Here is a 16444-nt window from a genome sequence, read left to right as displayed (position 1 = left end):
TTCCAATTTTTTCATTTCCTAAAAGTTAAAATTGTATGTTACTGAAGGCAATATTCCAAACAAATAAGTCATTACCACACCGGGTCTTTGAGAGGTGACAGCTATTCCCTCACCGGAATCAAAATTAATATCGTTGTTTTCTATATCCCTAAACTCGTAAGAAAATGGATTTTTCCGTCCATAAAGGTTATATATACTGAAATTCCAACTTCCTTTCCACCATCGACCTTTATCCTTATTCTTGAGCGTCAATGATAAGTCCATTCTATGGTAATCCGGGAAACGGCTATTGTTCCTATAAGCATCATACAATGGTATTCTTTGGTTATCAACAACATAAGACCCCACAGGAAAGGTAACTGCAACTCCTGTGGTGTACAGAAAAGTACCGGATAAGGAAAGACGATCTGAAAGCTCATGCGTAAGAACCAAGCTCAAATCGTGAGGTCTATCAAAACGAGGATTATAGGGAAGGCCTTGATTGATTCCTTCAATTTGTCTGTAAACCCTTGACCAAGTATAACTCAGCCAACCTGTCGTTTTTCCAATATTTTTCCTTAACAAAAATTCCAGTCCATATGCCCAACCATCACCAGCCAATATCTCTGTCTCCACATTGTCTTTAAACAGCACATTGGCATCTTGCTTGAGGTCTATGATATTTCTAAAATCCCGGTAATAACCTTCCAAAGAAAGCTCCCACTTATTGTCATATAGGTTTTTAAAAACTCCTACTGAAACTTGATCGCTACGTATAGGATCAATGTATTTGCCAGCAGGAATCCATCGGTCTATGGGCAGGCCGGCAGAAGAATTGGAGGCCACCTGAATGTATTGGAAATTACGGTTAAAACTTCCTTTTAAGGCCAAATCATCAGAAATAAGATACCTAAGGGCAAGTCTTGGCTCAAGGCCCTCATAAAATTTCATCCTTTCTCCAAAACTGTAATTCAAGGTATCGGACACCACTCCGTCTATTGTTGGATCATCATTTTCATAAAGGTAATTTACCCCATCCCCAATTTGCTGATAAGCAGACCACCTAAGGCCTGCCTCTACACTCAGATTATTTGTTAATTCAGCATTTCCGGCAATAAAAAAACTATTTTGAAACCCAACCCTTGTGCTTGATTCAAAAGGCTCTAAGTTTTCTGAATCGGCAAATTCCAGGTCTACACGAGCAAAATAATAAAGCTGACTGTGGAGTCCGAACTTAAGATCAATATTTTCATTGGGAACATAGTTAAAAGTAGCTTTGCCTCCACTTTCTGAAAAATAATTCGACCAATCAAACCCATTGTCTTCATCAGTAACGGTAATTTTATATTTATAAAAACTATAATATGCCGTTACATCCAAAAACATTCGTTCATTAATTTGTCTATCCCAATTGAATGAATTAATCCAATTGTTCCATCCCAAACCAAACTGCTCTGATAATCCTAGGAAATCACTGCCGTAGTAAGTTGAGAAAGTAAATTTATCCTTCTCACCATTGCGCCACATTAATTTGCCGCTTAGGTCATAAAAGTACAATTGATTTTCCCTTATAGATTCGTTAGAGGAAAAACCCAAAAAAACGTCAGCATAGGTTCTTCTGGCTGATACCAGAAATGAGGCATCTTCCGAAAATAAAGGTCCGTCCAAGGTGATCCTAGAACTGATACTCCCTATTCCTCCTTCTCCCTTTAATTTTTGGGTGTTCCCTTCTCTCAAAGAAATATCGACTAGAGAAGATGCTCTTCCACCAAAATTGGCAGGAATATTTCCTTTATACAATGCCACGTCGCTGATAGCATCCGGATTAAAAACAGAGAAGAAACCAAAGAAATGAGAAGGATTGTAAATTGGCGCACCATCTATTTGTATCAAATTTTGATCGGAAGAACCTCCCCTGACAAATAAACCGGTAGTTCCTTCTCCTGCAGTATTAACGCCCGGCAGAAGCTGAATACTTCTTAATAAATCCACCTCTCCAAAAAGCGCGGGAATTCTTTTTAACTCGGCTCCTGAAATTTCGTTTTTCCCAATGGCAGTGCTTTTCACATTATAGTCTTGCTTACGCTCAGAAACTACTACTTCAGACAAATTCATCTCTTCAGGACTGAGGAAAAATTTATTGGACTTGAACTCAGCCTTCTCATTGACTGGCCTGCTAATTGGTTCATAACCTAAAAATCGTATGTTTAGCACATTAGGAAGTGAGTCAATCTCAAGAGAGAAAAAACCATTTTCATCAGTTATCGTACCTCTTGTAGGCTGGCTTGTCCAGAACACAGTGGCACCTAATAATGGCTCTCCTGACCCACTGTCAAATACCTGCCCTTCCACGTTGGCAGGGCCTTGAGCCATTGATTCATAGGCGCTGAATAAATTTACAGTAAAAAAATAACGAATAATTGGCTTAAAGATAGCGTGGAGAAAAGGTTCATTATATACTGGGAGATTAATAAGAGGATAGTCGAGAAATTGAACACTTTATGGATTTGAAAAACTGAAATTTAACAAAATATCAGAAAAGATTAAACGCTAATGTTACTACTGTTTAGGCAGAAAAGATTAGCATTCAAACAACCTGATTTTGCAGGATTATTACCCCAAGCCCAAATTTACCGGGAATTCTATTGCAATAAACATAGGTATAAGAACCATTGAATTAACGGTATCTCCACAAAATTGTTAAGTTTGTGATCGATTAATTAATGTATTACATGAAATTTTAATTGTTTAATAACATTTCAACCTCAAAATCAGCAAGTGAGACCTGATGTTTCTACCCTAGTAAAAAGCCAATGGCACGAAAATTTTGCCAAAAATCAATAATTCATCTTCATTCATTCCGTTTTAAGTTATTATGATTAATTTCAACTTATGATTTGGGCATATCCTGACAATAGTTTAATGATAACTCTGATAGCAATATTCATTTTGCTATATGGGTTATACCTATACCGATTTTGGAAAATCAATCAAAAAATCACTGTTAAAAAGCGGCGATTGGTATGGAAAATGATTTTACGGAGTTTGTATTTTTCCTTATTTCTAATCGCTTTGGCAGGACCTTCCATTGGTAGTGCAATGAAGGAGATTAAACAAGAAGGAAAAGATATATTTCTTGCCATAGACCTTTCCAGATCTATGAATGCGGAGGATATTAACCCCAGCAGACTACAACGGGTAAAATTTGAATTAAAAAATTTGGTGAAAAACTTCAGTTCAGACAGATTGGGAATCATCATATTTTCCTCGGAGGCTTTTATCCAATGCCCCTTAACTTTCGATCAAAATGTGATACAATTGCACCTAGATGGTTTAAACAGCGGGTTGGTTCCAAATTCCGGGACTGATATAGCTGCTCCGCTAAAACTCGCTTTCAGCAAGTTTCAATCAGATGAAAGTCAAGAGCCCAAATCGAAAGCCATAATTTTAATAAGTGATGGTGAAGATTTTGGAGAAGGTCTGGAAGAAACCCTAAACGATTTAAATTCAGACGGAATTAAAGTTTTCAGCATGGGAATAGGAACGGCTAATGGAAGTACGATTCCGCGTGGTAGTGGTGTGGTAATAGACCAATCAACCAATAGACCTGCTATTTCCAAACTAACTTCAGACAATTTAAAAAAAATCGCCAATGATACCGGAGGGGGTATTTTGAATTGAGCAGTGATCAAAATGATATTCCTCAATTGATCGATGCCATCTTAAAATTAGAAGGCACCGTTATGGCAAGTAGAACTGTTGAGGCTTCCTCAAACAAATATTTCTACTTCCTTTTGGCAGCATTATTTCTAGCCATTGTAGATGCCATACTCCCTGTCAGAACATTATCCTTTTAATTTAACAGAAAACAATTAAAACAATGGTTTCCAGATACATACTATGGATTTTACTATTATTGCCGAGTGACTGGAAAAACATAGCGATTACAAATGAGGCAATCACTAGGGCAGCAAATGCTTTTAAAGAGGCAGACTTTGAGAATTCAGTGAGAGAGCACCTTGCATTAATTGATGAGCATGGAATGAACCAACCGGAAATTAAATTCAATCTGGCTTTAAGTTATCAAAGCAATGGGCAGGAAGAAGATGCAAAGAAAACGTATGAGGAGCTATCCAATAATACAATTGGTACAATCTCATCTTTTGCATCCAACCAACAAGGGGTAATGCTAGGAAATGAAAAAATACAAAGAGGCCTTGGCCTTATTCAAAAAAGCTTTATTAAATGATCCCGGAAATGAAAAAGCCCGTTATAATTACGAGTTATTAAGTAGGTGGCTGGAAGGGAATGAAGAAAACCAGGAAAACGAAGAAAATCAAGAGCAGGAAGACAAACCCGAACCATCCAATTATGCGAAAAGGATGAAGGCACAAGCTGATGAGTTGGTAGATAGATTTGAGTTTGAAGAGGCAATGAAAACGATGGAAAGTGCCTTGGAAATCGACGAAACAGTAGCTTCCTACCAAAAGTTTATGGATCACTTAAAGGATATCAATGAAATCAATCAATAAATATCAACTGATCGCCCTTTTTGTAATCGCAATGATCCCTTTCCTCGGAAAGGCCCAGTCTCAAGCCGATTACTTCAATAAAGCTGCGAAACAATATGTCAATGATGACATCCAGGGAACCAGCCAATTACTGGCTGAAGGCCTTGAAAAATACCCTAATGATGCCAAGTTAAATGCGCTGTGGGAAAAACTCAAGAATGACCAAGAAGATCAGGAGAAACAAGATCAAGAAAATCAAGACGAGCAAAACCAAGAGCAGCAGGAACAAGAGCAAGATCAGCAAGAACAACAGGATCAAGAAAGTCAAGACCAAGAAAGTGGAGAAGGTGAAGAACAAACTGAAGAAGATGGTGCTGATGAGTCGGATGAAATGGATGAAAAGCGTGGTGAACAATCGGAAGAGAATGAAAATTCTGACGAGCAAAGCGACATGGAAAGCGACCTAAGTGAGCGAGAAAAAGCCATGGAAGAACTGAAGCAAAGACTAGAACAAATGAATATTACACCGGAACAGGCAGCTCAGATTCTTGACGCCATGAACAGCAATGAACTCCGGTATATTCAGCAAAACAAAAAGAAACCTACTCAACAACCAAAAAGAGGTCTTCCGGATTATTAAACTACTTCAGACAAATGAAAGAGGTATATATCGTAGCAGCTGCAAGAACTCCCATCGGTGGATTTGGGGGAAAGCTATCTTCACTTTCAGCTAGTGAGTTGGGCTGTATTGCGATCAAATCTGTATTGGAGAAGAGTGGATTACAAAATTTCGAAGTGATAGATGAGGTATTGATGGGAAATGTGCTTTCTGCTAACCTAGGTCAAGCCCCGGCAAGGCAAGCTGCAATAAAAGCAGGGCTCCCCTCTTCAATCCCTTGTACCACAATTAACAAAGTATGTGCTTCTGGTATGAAGGCGGTCATGCTAGGTGCCCAAGCAATTATGTGCGGGCAAGCCAATTTGGTGATCGCCGGTGGAATGGAAAGCATGAGCAATGTCCCCTATTACCTACCTAAAGCCCGCTTTGGGTATAAATACGGAGATGCAACCTTGGTGGACGGGCTGCAGAAAGATGGCTTACAGGAAGTTTATCATGACTTCCCTATGGGGAATTGTGCTGAAAACACTGCCAACAAAATGAAATTAAGCCGTGAAGCGCAGGATGAATATGCTATTAGAAGTTATCAATTGGCAGCTCGAGCGTGGGAAAAAGGCTTGTTTAAAAACGAGGTAATCCCCATAACATTACCAAGTAAGGGAAATAGCACATATACTGTATCTGAAGACGAAGATTTAAGCAAGGTGAATTATGAAAAAATCCCTCAATTAAGACCGGTTTTTTGCCTGAAGGAACTGTTACCGCTGCCAATGCATCAAATATAAGTGATGGTGCTTCCGCTTTATTACTTGTTGAGAAGAAAACTGCTTTATCTCTAAACCTTCCTGTTGTTGGAAAAATTACAGCTTTTGCAGATGCTGCAAGGGAGCCTTTGTGGTTTACCACAGCTCCATCACTGGCCATTCCTAAAGCTTTGAAAATTGCGGGTCTCAAATTTAAACGACATTGATTTTTTTGAAATTAATGAAGCTTTTTCAGCGGTTGCATTGGCAAATCAGCAATTGCTACAAATCCCTGAAAATAAATTGAATGTTTACGGAGGAGCCGTGGCATTGGGACACCCTTTGGGCTGCTCAGGAAGTAGAATCATCACTACTCTTTTATCTATTTTGCATCAAGAGGATGGTAATTTAGGTGTTGCAGGGATATGCAACGGTGGTGGTGGAGCTTCAGCTATCGTGATAGAAAAAACACAGGCAATAAATATTTTATAGAGCACAATAAAATTGGAGATAAATGAGACTGCTTATTTTTTACATCCTGCTCCTAATTACTTTTATCTCCGGTAAATCGTACGCTCAAGTTCACACAACCTATTACGATGCAGGAGAAACCATCATTAAGGAAAAGTTTGAAACCACTGAAGGAGTGCCTAATGGCTCTTATATGTTGTATGATCCACAAGGCCATCTAATTCAAGTAGGACAGTATGAAAATGGCAATCTTTCAGGGATATTTTATGATTTGCATCCTATTAGTCAAGATACGCTAAAAACCACCCCCTATAAGAACAACCAACCACACGGCAATGCTAAATCTTACTATCCCAATGGAATGGTATCTCAAATGGCTTCCTACCAAGAGGGTCGAATTGAAGGGGAAATAATAAGTTATTTTCCATCCGGCAAATTAAAGAGCAAGACTTTTTTGAAAAAGGAAAGCCTCATGGACCTAATATTGTTTATTTTGAAAATGGATCCATTCATGAGCACCAAAGATTTAAAAATGGTGTTTTAGATGGAATTCAATCCGAATTCGATTCCACAGGTCAATTGATCCATGAAAAAAATTACCGAAATGGAAGTTTACAAGGACTTTCGATCACCTATTTACCAGAGGGTGTCAAAGAAACGGAAATAAATTATCAAAATGGGATCAAACACGGGCAGTTTGTTAACTACCATCCCAATGGAAAAATTGCTATCGAAGGCAATTATAAGCGTGGTTTAAAGCATGGTAAATTTATTTGGATGGACGAATCCGGAAACATTACCAAAGAAAAAACATATAAGGAGGGTAAGGAGGAAAGTAGATAAGGCTTTTTCATTTAAATTACTATGTTAAGGAAGCCTGTCGTTTACAAATTATTACAGAGATTTTCAGGAACATTGAAAATTTAGAACAAGCATCAGATAATTTTCTATTTTTGTGTTTAAAATCAAAGGCACAATGAACCAAGGAATAAAAAATACACAATTCGAGTTTCCGGGACAGCTAGACTTTTATAAAGGAAAAGTAAGAGATGTCTATATATTTGATCAAGTAATTGCAGTAGTTGCTACTGACAGGATATCAGCCTTTGATGTGGTATTACCAAAACCTATACCCTATAAAGGGCAAGTCCTTAACCAAATTGCCTCATATTTTCTAGCATCTACGGCAGAGATTGTTCCCAACTGGGTCACCTCTACACCTGATCCCAATGTCACCATTGGAAAAAAATGTATTCCGTTTAAAGTTGAAATGGTAATTCGGGGTTACCTGGCAGGTCATGCATGGAGAGAGTATAAAGCCGGAAAAAGAAGTATTTGTGGGGTAGCTCTTCCTGATGGATTAAAGGAAAATGATCAACTACCAACACCGATCATTACCCCAACCACCAAAGCTGATCAAGGCCATGACGAGGATATTTCTAGAGAAAACATTTTAAGTCAAGGAATTGTCAGCGAAAAAGATTACTTGCAACTGGAACAATATACCCGAGAATTGTACCAGTCGGGGAGTGAAATGGCCAGAAGCAAAGGTTTGATACTGGTGGACACAAAATATGAGTTTGGGAAATTTGAAGACAAAATCCTTCTTATCGATGAGATTCACACCCCTGACTCTTCAAGGTATTTTTATCTGGATGGCTATGAAAAACGTCAACAAGAAGGTCTTGAACAGAAGCAATTGTCAAAAGAGTTTGTAAGGCAATGGCTGATCGAAAATGGCTTTCAGGGCAAGGAGGGGCAAACGATCCCTGAAATGACTCCTGAAATCATTGAATCCATTTCCAATAGGTACATTGAATTATATGAGCATATAACAGGCAAAACCTTCCAGGCGGCAAATAGTAAAGACGCCTCAAAAAGAATAAAAGAAGCTATATTAGCAAATATTTAATTGTTTGGATCACTTTGGCTCCATCAGTTTTTGAACTAATTTTAAATCTGTATCTAAAAAATCACATGAGTGGAACATTTTTCTTTCACTTATGTTCAAAATAGGTAAACACATAAAGAATAATGAAATACGCTGTAGATAAAAAAGAACAATTTGTTGTTTTCACCTTATTGGAAGAAAAGCTTGACAGTACACTTTCTCCTCAATTAAAATCTGAATTGCTTACCGTTCATGCTGAAGGGTACAAAAACTTAATTCTGGATATGGAAAGTGTAAAATATGCTGACTCTAGTGGCTTAAGTGCACTTCTGGTTGGGAATAGGGCTTTTAACGAAGTAGGTGGCATTTTTGTATTGTCCTCCCTCCAAGAACATGTCATTAAATTATTGAAAATTTCTATGCTGGATAAAGTTTTTAAAGTAGTGGATGATAATGAGGCAGCTGCAGAAGCTATATTCATTCATGAAATAGAAAGTGGAAGCGAGAAAGACGAGGAAGAAGAATAACCCCTACAAGCCTTTGGATTTTAATATCACCATTCTAGGTTCCAATTCAGCCATTCCAGCACACGGAAGAAACCAAACATCTCAATTGATTTCCTGGGATGGTGAATCTTTTTTGATTGATTGTGGAGAATCAACACAACTTCAACTTCGAAGATTTAAAATAAAATACTCAAAAATCAATCATATTTTCATTTCCCATCTGCATGGTGACCATTATTTGGGATTGATGGGATTGATCAATACTTATAGTCTCAACAACAGAAAGCTGCCCTTGCACCTATATGGACCTAAGGGACTTGATGAAATTATCACAATTCAGCTAAAGTACTCTGCCAGCACGCTGAACTTTCCTTTAATTTTTCATCCAACTGTTCCGCAGGGAAAGAATAAATTAGTGGAAATCCGAGACCTGACCATTTACTCTTTTCCTCTGGAGCACAGAATACCTTGCACAGGATTTAGTTTTGAAGAAAAGAAACAAAGGGTACACCTCAATAAAGAGATGATGGCAAAATTTCGGCCTGAGGTAGAGGAGATCCACACCCTGCAAGCCGGAAAAGATGTTATGGACAAAACAGGCAATGTGCTGTATAAAGCAGATGATTTCTGTGAAGTATCTTCTCCAAGAAAGTACAGTTACTGTTCCGATACCGTATTTAATTTAGACTTGATTCCTCACATCAAAGGATCAGATTTTCTCTACCATGAGTCTACCTCACCTTTATGGAGGATGAAAAAAAACGGGCAAAAGTCACCAAACATAGTACCGCCAAAGAAGCCGCAATTATTGCCAAGGAGGCAGAGGTGAAGCAATTGCTATTGGGGCATTATTCAAGTAGGTATTCCAAATTAGACTTACTGCTGAAAGAAGCCAAAGAAATATTTGATGAAAGCACATTGAGTGTCGAAGGCTGTACTTATTCTATCAAATAAATATGAACATCAACGAGAAAGTTTATCAATCCAAAAAGACGAATTTATTTATAATTCTAGGAGGTGTCTTTCTCACCAATGCAATTTTAGCAGAAATTATAGGGGTTAAAATTTTTTCCGGAGAGCAAACCATAGGTTTAACTCCTGCAAATTGGACCTTCTTTAATGAGTACATATTGGATTTCAACCTCACTGCCGGGGCAGTAATCTGGCCGGTGGTTTTTATTACCACTGACATTATCAATGAATATTTCGGTAAAAAAGGGGTGCGGAAAATCAGTTTTATTACAGCAGGACTTATTGCCTATGTTTTTATAGTCATTTCCCTTGTCACCAAACTTCCACCGGCTAATTTCTGGCTCGAGGTAAATCAAGTGGACAATCAGGGAAATCCTTTTAATATTGATTACGCCTTTAACACTATTTTCAGACAAGGATTAGGGATTATTATTGGTTCCCTTGTAGCCTTTTTAATAGGCCAGTTACTTGATGTCTATATTTTTCAGAAATTAAGACGCATTACAGGTGCAAAAATGATTTGGCTAAGGGCTACAGGTTCTACCTTAGTTTCTCAATTTATCGACTCTTTTGTTGTGCTTGGTATCGCATTTTATGTGTTTGGGAATTGGTCTTTACAGCAAATAATAGCGGTAGGAATAATCAATTACGTTTATAAATTTTCTGTAGCCGTGGTGTTAACACCTGTGCTGTATGCCGGGCATGGATTAATTGATCGATACCTGGGTAAAGAAATTGCTGAAAGATTAACCGCTGAAGCTTCAGGTGATCAATCTTTTACTTAAGGGAAAAAAATTTCATTTCGCTTGTCCTTAACCCTCATCGAACCCTTGAGAATGATTATTCAATAAATAGACTAGCAAATGGGTTTAACAATTCTCAGCATAAATAGCAAACAGATAGCTCTTTTGGATTAATCCTGATCTTTAGGAGGTAGAATCGCCAGCTTCTCTGCCAAAGCGCTGCCTAGAATAAGTTGTAGGGTATGGTACAACATCAACGGCAACAATACTACCCCAAAAATAGTAGGGTCAGGAAATAAAATCTTACCCATGACCGCTCCTTGTACCAATGATTTTTTAGATCCACAAAATAAGACAGTAATCTTGTCAGCCCTATTGAATGAAAGCAACCTCCCCAATAGATACATTCCTAGAGCCATAAAAACAAACAAGAGCAACATCCATAAGCCTAAGCCTAAAATATTTTGTCCTTCAAACATGTTGTTGCCAAATGAATGAGAAAATGCTGAGAACACGATCAATAGGATCACAAATTGATCAAAGTTTTTAAGTAGTTTCCCGTACTTCTGCACTAAAATAAAAAGCCACCCGTGAAACAAAAACCCCAATACCACAGGAATAAAAATTTGTTGCACCAATGTCCAAATGGTATTCATAACTTCAAAATCGGCATTCTCGGCACTAGAAAAAACCCCATCCATAAGGGAGTAATCAATATACCTACAATACTGGATATACTGGCATTAAATATTGCTGCAGGAAGATTCCCTCCTGCAATCGAGACCATTACGACGGATGAAGAGACAGTGGAAGGTAAGGCAGCCAAATAAAAGGTGCCTAGCCAAAACAAATTTTCCTCCATACCGAAAAGCCCATAAAGTATTAATATCAGCAAAGGAAAAATTATAAAAGTTGTGCCTTGAATAAGCAGATGTAACCGCCAATTGGACAAACCCAACTTTAAAGTGGCAGGACTAATCTTCACGCCATAAAAGAAAAAGATCAGAGACACCCCGTAATAGGTCAACTTATCTATACTTAAGGCACCCCTAGCTTCTCCCCAGTCAGGAAATAGGTAAGCCAATAAAATGGTACCTAGCAATAAAAAAGAAAAATTATTAATCCCGGCTTTAGCCAGCTGGGTTTTAAATGAAGTCATGCCTATACAATATTGCAAATTTAAGTCTCCGCAAATTAAGCAAAATGTACCAAGTTTAAATGTACCTGTTCCAAAAGTAAAAATTTAGTAAGGATAATTGTAGATCAAATTCCATTCCTATACTGTTTCTTAAATCCGAAACATCCAATAGACAATTACTTACTGGAATCGCTTCAAAATAAAACAATTCGTTACTGCTTTCGATTTCACCATAATCTCTAAACGACCTGATTTTCTTGCAATTGCAACACTTCCCGTAAGTACAGAATTGGCTTCACCCTTGACTATTGTCAAGGCGGAGAAATCCTATTGTCCAATCCGGATTAAACAATAGAAAATTTAGTAGTAGTAATAGTACATCTCCTACCTACTTGGCGTTTTCCCCATAAATTCTAAATTCAGAAATTAAATAGAAAAGCTTGATGACAAACAGATAGTAAAGAATCCAACAAAATAACCTTATTTGAATACCACAACTGTCTTACCTATAGATTTCCCTGACTCTTGGAGCTGGTGTGCCTTTTTAAAATTATCTACAGTAAACCCATTAAAAATAGTATTCAATGTAGTTTTTATTATCCCCCGATCAATTAACTCAGCCAACTTATTAAGAATTTGCTGTTGTTTTAAAATATCTGAGGTCGTATATAGGGAACGCGTAAACATATATTCCCAAGAGAAGCTTACACTTTTATTTTTAAGCAACATCAGGTTTAGTGGTTTATCACTGCCTGTAATGGTAACAATGTGCCCTTGAGGCTTGACGATATCTACTAGCGTTTCCCAATATCCGTTGATGTCCACACAATCGAGTACATAATCAACTTCCTTGTAACCGGCCTGCAATAAACTTGCTTTTAAGTCATGGTGATTTACCACATGGTCAGCTCCCATAGATTTGCACCAGCGTCCAGTCTCCTCACGCGAAGCAGTAGCAATGACGGTAAGCCCCGCAACCTGTTTTGCAATTTGAATGGCAATTGAGCCTACACCTCCGGCACCTGCAAGTATAAGTATAGACTTCCCTTTATCTGTATTCGGGTCCACTTTCATTCTGTCAAATATGAACTCCCAGGCAGTCAATCCGGTCAATGGTAGTGCCACTGCTTCAGCTGCTGACAAGGTTTTGGGCTTTGTGCCTACAATTCGCTCATCAATCAACTGATACATTGCATTGCTTCCACTCCTACTGATATCTCCTGCGTAAAACACTTCATCTCCAACCTCAAAATGACTTACCTTTTCCCCTACCTCCACCACGGTTCCTACGCCATCATAACCTATGATCTTTGGGCTGTCTAGAATACGGTCTTTTGCGGTATTCTGTCTGACCTTAAAATCAACCGGATTCACAGATACTGCCGCAAGCTCTACCAATATATCAAAACCCGATGGGCTGGGTTTGGTAGCGTCAAATGCAATAAAACTTTCTTCTTCAGTAATGGGGAGAGATCTTCTAAATCCTATGGCCTTCATCTTCTTTCCTCTTTATATTATTAACAGTTCACTTATAATGGAATCAGCTATTAAAAAGCCTAATCATTCCAATGCGCGTCAATTACCTTTTGGATATGAGGGTAATCTTTATCAGTTTCATTTAGATCCTCCCTCAATTTTTTCAACTCTTTTTTCAATTCAGCAATGGTATCGGAATATGCTGGATCGCCGTAAAGATTATTCATTTCACGAGGGTCTTTTTCTAAATCATAAAACTCCCAGGCTACAGGGGTATGGGTGGTAAAATCATTCCCCCAGCTGGCATTATTCCATTCCGCCTTCGGGTCATCAGTATCTACCCAGTATTTACCATAATAAAAAATCAATTTATAACGCTTAGTCCTCACACCAAAATGTGCCGGGTTTCCGTGCCGATGAGCCAAATGCATCCAATACCGGTAATAAGTTGATTTTTGCCAATCTTCAGGTTCTTCATTTGTTTCTAGTATTACCTTGAAACTTTTGCCTTGCATATATTCAGGCTTTTCACCACCTGCCATTTCTATTAGCGTTGGAGCAAAATCTGTATTATTTATTATCGCATTTGTTCTGGTATTTGCTCGAATTTTTTCAGGATAACTAATAAAAAATGGCATCCTTAGGGATTCTTCATACATCCAACGTTTGTCTATATAATCGTGTTCCCCAAGCATAAAACCTTGATCACTGGTATAAACAATAATTGTGTTTTCTAACAAGCCATTTTCTTTTAAATAAGCCATAAAGCGTTTCATATTGTCATCTATTCCCTTGACACAGCGAAGGTATTTTTTCAAATAGCTCTGGTAGACCTTTGAAGTATAATCCTTTTCTTCCTCATCCATTTCCCATTTCACCAATTCACTGGGTAAAATATCCTCTGCATTTCTATAGTTTTTATAATTGGGCCCCGGCCAAATATTCATGGCCTGATTTCTTATCAAATTCCTATGTGAAACCGAAGAGCCTATGTATCTGGTCAAACTATCCCCTTCACCCCTTGTCGCCACCGAACCATGGTTGGCCATGTCATATAAACTTTCCGGTTCAGGAATAAAAATCTCTTCCAAATAATCCTCATACCTAGGGGCATTTTCAAAGTCATCATGAGGTGCTTTGAAATGATACATGAGGAAGAATGGCTTATCCGCTTCTTTTCCTTTTTCTAACCAATCAATTACTTGGTCTGTGATAACGTCGGAAGAATGGCCTTCATATTGAACTTCATTGGAAGGCCATGGTTCCTCTCCTTGTACCCGAAAAGTCGGATCAAAATAAGTCCCTTGCTGATCGAGAACTTTATAATAGTCAAATGATGCAGGCTCTTCCTTCAGGTGCCATTTCCCTATAATGGCTGTTTGGTAGCCAAGTTTTTTTAATTCCATAGGCAAGTATTGTTTTTCAGGGGCAAGACTGCCCTCCAGATCAATCACACCATTAGTTTGGGCCCGTTGACCTGTTAAGACTGCAGCCCTACTAGGTACACAAATGGAATTATTAACGAAACAATTGTCAAATATCATACCCGATTTGGCAAGGCTATCCAAGGTAGGTGTAGGGTTTAAGCTTGCCAATCGACTACCATACACACCAAATGCCTGACTTGTGTGATCATCAGCCATGATGTAAATTATATTCGGCTTGGCACTCTCTTGGGGCAGGCTATTGTTCTTGTTTTCTTTTGCGCAGGATAACAAAAGCAGCATTAGCCATAATGAATTAAGAAAGTAGATAGGCTTGAAAATAGAAAAAGACGACCAATTACATATCATAATCCTCTGCCTTTAAAACCAAAGCATCATTTAATTGTGCTTGTTTTTGCTGAAGTTTAGCAAATAACGTTTTAATTAAATCTTGATGTTCAGGTTGATCTGCCAAATCATTCATTTCTAAAGGATCGTTTTCCATATCAAACAAAAGTATCTTTTTTGCCTTTGGATAAACAGTGAGCTTAAAACCATCTTTTTTTATCATCCTTTGATTGTTCAAATAAGCCCCGTAAACATCTTGATAAATTTGCTCTTCAGTCCCTTGAATTAGTGTTAAAAGACTATTAAACTCTACATAATCCGGTTTTTCTACCCCTGCAATATCTAATATTGTGGCCATGGCATCTTGTATGTAAATGTCTTGGTCTAACCTTTGTCCTTTTGGAATGTTTGGCCCTGAGATGATAAAAGGTGCAGCCATACTATGGTCAAACATGGTCTGTTTCCCCATTAAGCCATGACGCCCCATGGCCAGACCATGATCAGCAGTGAAAATAATATAAGTATTTTCCCTAAGGCCTTTCCTTTCCAGTTCGTTAAATATTTCTCCAATTTGATGGTCCATATGAGAAATAATTGCATAATATTCTTGCAGGTGTTTTTTAATGGAATAGGGTGTCCGAGGATAAGGGGCCAATGCTTCATCCCTTAACGCAGGTCCATTGCCTATCTCATCTTTATAGGGATAAACTGGTAAAAAGTTTTTAGGGATTTTTATATCTTCCACAGCATACAGGTCTAAAAAACTCCCCGGCGATTGTCTGGGATCATGAACAGCATTAAAAGCCAAATACATAAAAAATGGATTATTCGATTTAGAGGCACTGTCTAAAAAGCATGGGCATCATTTCTCAACACCTCGCTCCAGTGAGTTCCTCCTTCCCAGAACCCCCAAAAGCCGGATCGGAAGGAGACCAATTGTCCTCATTTTCACTGAGAGGCCTATTATAACCTATCGGCATGATGGTATGTGGTTCAGCACCAATTTTGCTAATGGAATCAAACTTCGCTCCCATATTATTTCCAGACCAGCCATCCTTAGGCATGCCCGGTCGAATGTTTACAGCATGATTAAATATTTCTGAAGCAGGAACATCCACATGCCATTTACCTGTCATATAAGTTTCATAGCCGGAGGTTTCAAGCAACTTGGGCAAGGTCAAATCTTTTTTATCTCCTTTCTTCCATTCCTCTTTAATCTTAAATGCATTCCATACACTTCTTCCGGAAATCATCATGCTCCTTGATGCTGTACATACTGCACCAGACCAACTTCCCATATTATAGGCTTTTCTAAATGATGTACCCTCCGACATTAACTTATCGAGGTTTGGTGTATATATTTTATTTTGTTCCAACTGATCTAAAACCTCAAAAGTCATATCATCTGCGAAAACTAATAATATGTTTGGCTTCTTTTCTAGGCATTCATGCTGAACCTCATTGGTTCCGCAGCTGAGGACAAATAGACTCAGTAATAAAAGACAGGGTTTAATTATTTTCATTAATTCAATAAGTTTAGTAAGTGCCTTTTTAAATAATAATATGCTATAATTTAATGTTAATTGCTTCTTTATTCTTGATTTCAAATCACGTAATGATTTT

16 protein-coding genes and 2 pseudogenes are annotated in these 16444 nt (G+C 38.1%); 12 read left to right on the top strand and 6 right to left on the bottom strand.

The window, feature by feature from the left end:
• Positions 1 to 18: 18 nt before the first annotated feature.
• The gene (locus tag WG932_RS26505) at positions 19 to 2352 is read right to left on the bottom strand and encodes a TonB-dependent receptor (protein WP_483085927.1); all 2334 of its coding nucleotides are present in this window, start codon (positions 2350 to 2352) and stop codon (positions 19 to 21) included.
• Positions 2353 to 3009: 657 nt separating this feature from the next.
• Between WG932_RS26505 and WG932_RS26500 the strand changes: the two genes are divergently transcribed.
• From WG932_RS26500 to WG932_RS26445, 12 genes and pseudogenes are all read left to right on the top strand, one after another.
• Entirely contained in the window at positions 3010 to 3660 is a 651-nt protein-coding gene (locus tag WG932_RS26500) for a vWA domain-containing protein (RefSeq protein ID WP_483085926.1), read from the top strand.
• The gene (locus WG932_RS26495; RefSeq protein ID WP_483085925.1) at positions 3657 to 3836 is read left to right on the top strand and encodes a hypothetical protein; all 180 of its coding nucleotides are present in this window, start codon (positions 3657 to 3659) and stop codon (positions 3834 to 3836) included. The genes WG932_RS26500 and WG932_RS26495 overlap by 4 nt, the downstream gene beginning before the upstream one ends.
• Positions 3837 to 3859: 23 nt before the next feature.
• The gene (locus WG932_RS26490; RefSeq protein WP_483085924.1) at positions 3860 to 4228 is read left to right on the top strand and encodes a tetratricopeptide repeat protein; all 369 of its coding nucleotides are present in this window, start codon (positions 3860 to 3862) and stop codon (positions 4226 to 4228) included.
• Complete coding sequence (locus tag WG932_RS26485) at positions 4197 to 4511, top strand: hypothetical protein (protein ID WP_483085923.1); 315 nt, start codon at positions 4197 to 4199, stop codon at positions 4509 to 4511. The genes WG932_RS26490 and WG932_RS26485 overlap by 32 nt, the downstream gene beginning before the upstream one ends.
• Positions 4495 to 5130, top strand: a complete 636-nt coding sequence (locus WG932_RS26480) for a hypothetical protein (protein ID WP_014020725.1) — start codon at positions 4495 to 4497, stop codon at positions 5128 to 5130. The genes WG932_RS26485 and WG932_RS26480 overlap by 17 nt, the downstream gene beginning before the upstream one ends.
• Before the next feature lie 14 nt (positions 5131 to 5144).
• A pseudogene (locus tag WG932_RS26475) lies at positions 5145 to 6344 on the top strand (acetyl-CoA C-acyltransferase).
• A 22-nt stretch (positions 6345 to 6366) separates the two neighbouring features.
• Positions 6367 to 6867 (top strand): toxin-antitoxin system YwqK family antitoxin, encoded by a 501-nt coding sequence (locus WG932_RS26470; RefSeq protein ID WP_483085922.1) that lies wholly within the window; start codon positions 6367 to 6369, stop codon positions 6865 to 6867.
• A gap of 35 nt (positions 6868 to 6902) precedes the next feature.
• A complete protein-coding gene (locus tag WG932_RS26465; protein WP_483085921.1) occupies positions 6903 to 7166 on the top strand; it encodes a toxin-antitoxin system YwqK family antitoxin in 264 nt (87 codons plus the stop codon).
• Between the two features lie 133 nt (positions 7167 to 7299).
• A complete protein-coding gene (locus WG932_RS26460) occupies positions 7300 to 8235 on the top strand; it encodes a phosphoribosylaminoimidazolesuccinocarboxamide synthase (protein ID WP_339676037.1) in 936 nt (311 codons plus the stop codon).
• A gap of 122 nt (positions 8236 to 8357) precedes the next feature.
• The gene (locus WG932_RS26455; protein ID WP_014020721.1) at positions 8358 to 8741 is read left to right on the top strand and encodes an STAS domain-containing protein; all 384 of its coding nucleotides are present in this window, start codon (positions 8358 to 8360) and stop codon (positions 8739 to 8741) included.
• Positions 8710 to 9549 carry a ribonuclease Z gene (locus WG932_RS26450; RefSeq protein WP_483085920.1) on the top strand — a complete coding sequence of 280 codons (840 nt, stop codon included), beginning with the start codon at positions 8710 to 8712 and terminating at the stop codon, positions 9547 to 9549. The genes WG932_RS26455 and WG932_RS26450 overlap by 32 nt, the downstream gene beginning before the upstream one ends.
• A gap of 127 nt (positions 9550 to 9676) precedes the next feature.
• The gene (locus tag WG932_RS26445) at positions 9677 to 10477 is read left to right on the top strand and encodes a queuosine precursor transporter (RefSeq protein WP_014020719.1); all 801 of its coding nucleotides are present in this window, start codon (positions 9677 to 9679) and stop codon (positions 10475 to 10477) included.
• 128 nt (positions 10478 to 10605) lie between these two features.
• Here WG932_RS26445 and WG932_RS26440 read toward each other — a convergent pair.
• The 5 genes and pseudogenes from WG932_RS26440 to WG932_RS26420 form a co-directional block, all read right to left on the bottom strand.
• A pseudogene (locus WG932_RS26440) lies at positions 10606 to 11594 on the bottom strand (bile acid:sodium symporter family protein).
• Positions 11595 to 12053: 459 nt separating this feature from the next.
• Positions 12054 to 13070 carry a zinc-binding alcohol dehydrogenase family protein gene (locus tag WG932_RS26435; protein WP_483085919.1) on the bottom strand — a complete coding sequence of 339 codons (1017 nt, stop codon included), beginning with the start codon at positions 13068 to 13070 and terminating at the stop codon, positions 12054 to 12056.
• Between the two features lie 59 nt (positions 13071 to 13129).
• A complete protein-coding gene (locus tag WG932_RS26430; RefSeq protein ID WP_483085918.1) occupies positions 13130 to 14776 on the bottom strand; it encodes a sulfatase family protein in 1647 nt (548 codons plus the stop codon).
• 55 nt (positions 14777 to 14831) lie between these two features.
• Complete coding sequence (locus WG932_RS26425; RefSeq protein ID WP_483085917.1) at positions 14832 to 15635, bottom strand: sulfatase-like hydrolase/transferase; 804 nt, start codon at positions 15633 to 15635, stop codon at positions 14832 to 14834.
• A gap of 55 nt (positions 15636 to 15690) precedes the next feature.
• Positions 15691 to 16344: a sulfatase-like hydrolase/transferase gene (locus WG932_RS26420; RefSeq protein ID WP_483085916.1), complete on the bottom strand. Its 654-nt coding sequence runs from the start codon at positions 16342 to 16344 to the stop codon at positions 15691 to 15693.
• Between the last annotated feature and the right edge of the window lie 100 nt (positions 16345 to 16444).

Source organism: Cyclobacterium sp. SOCE241 (genome assembly GCF_056867545.1).
This window is presented reverse-complemented; position numbering and strand designations above follow the sequence as displayed.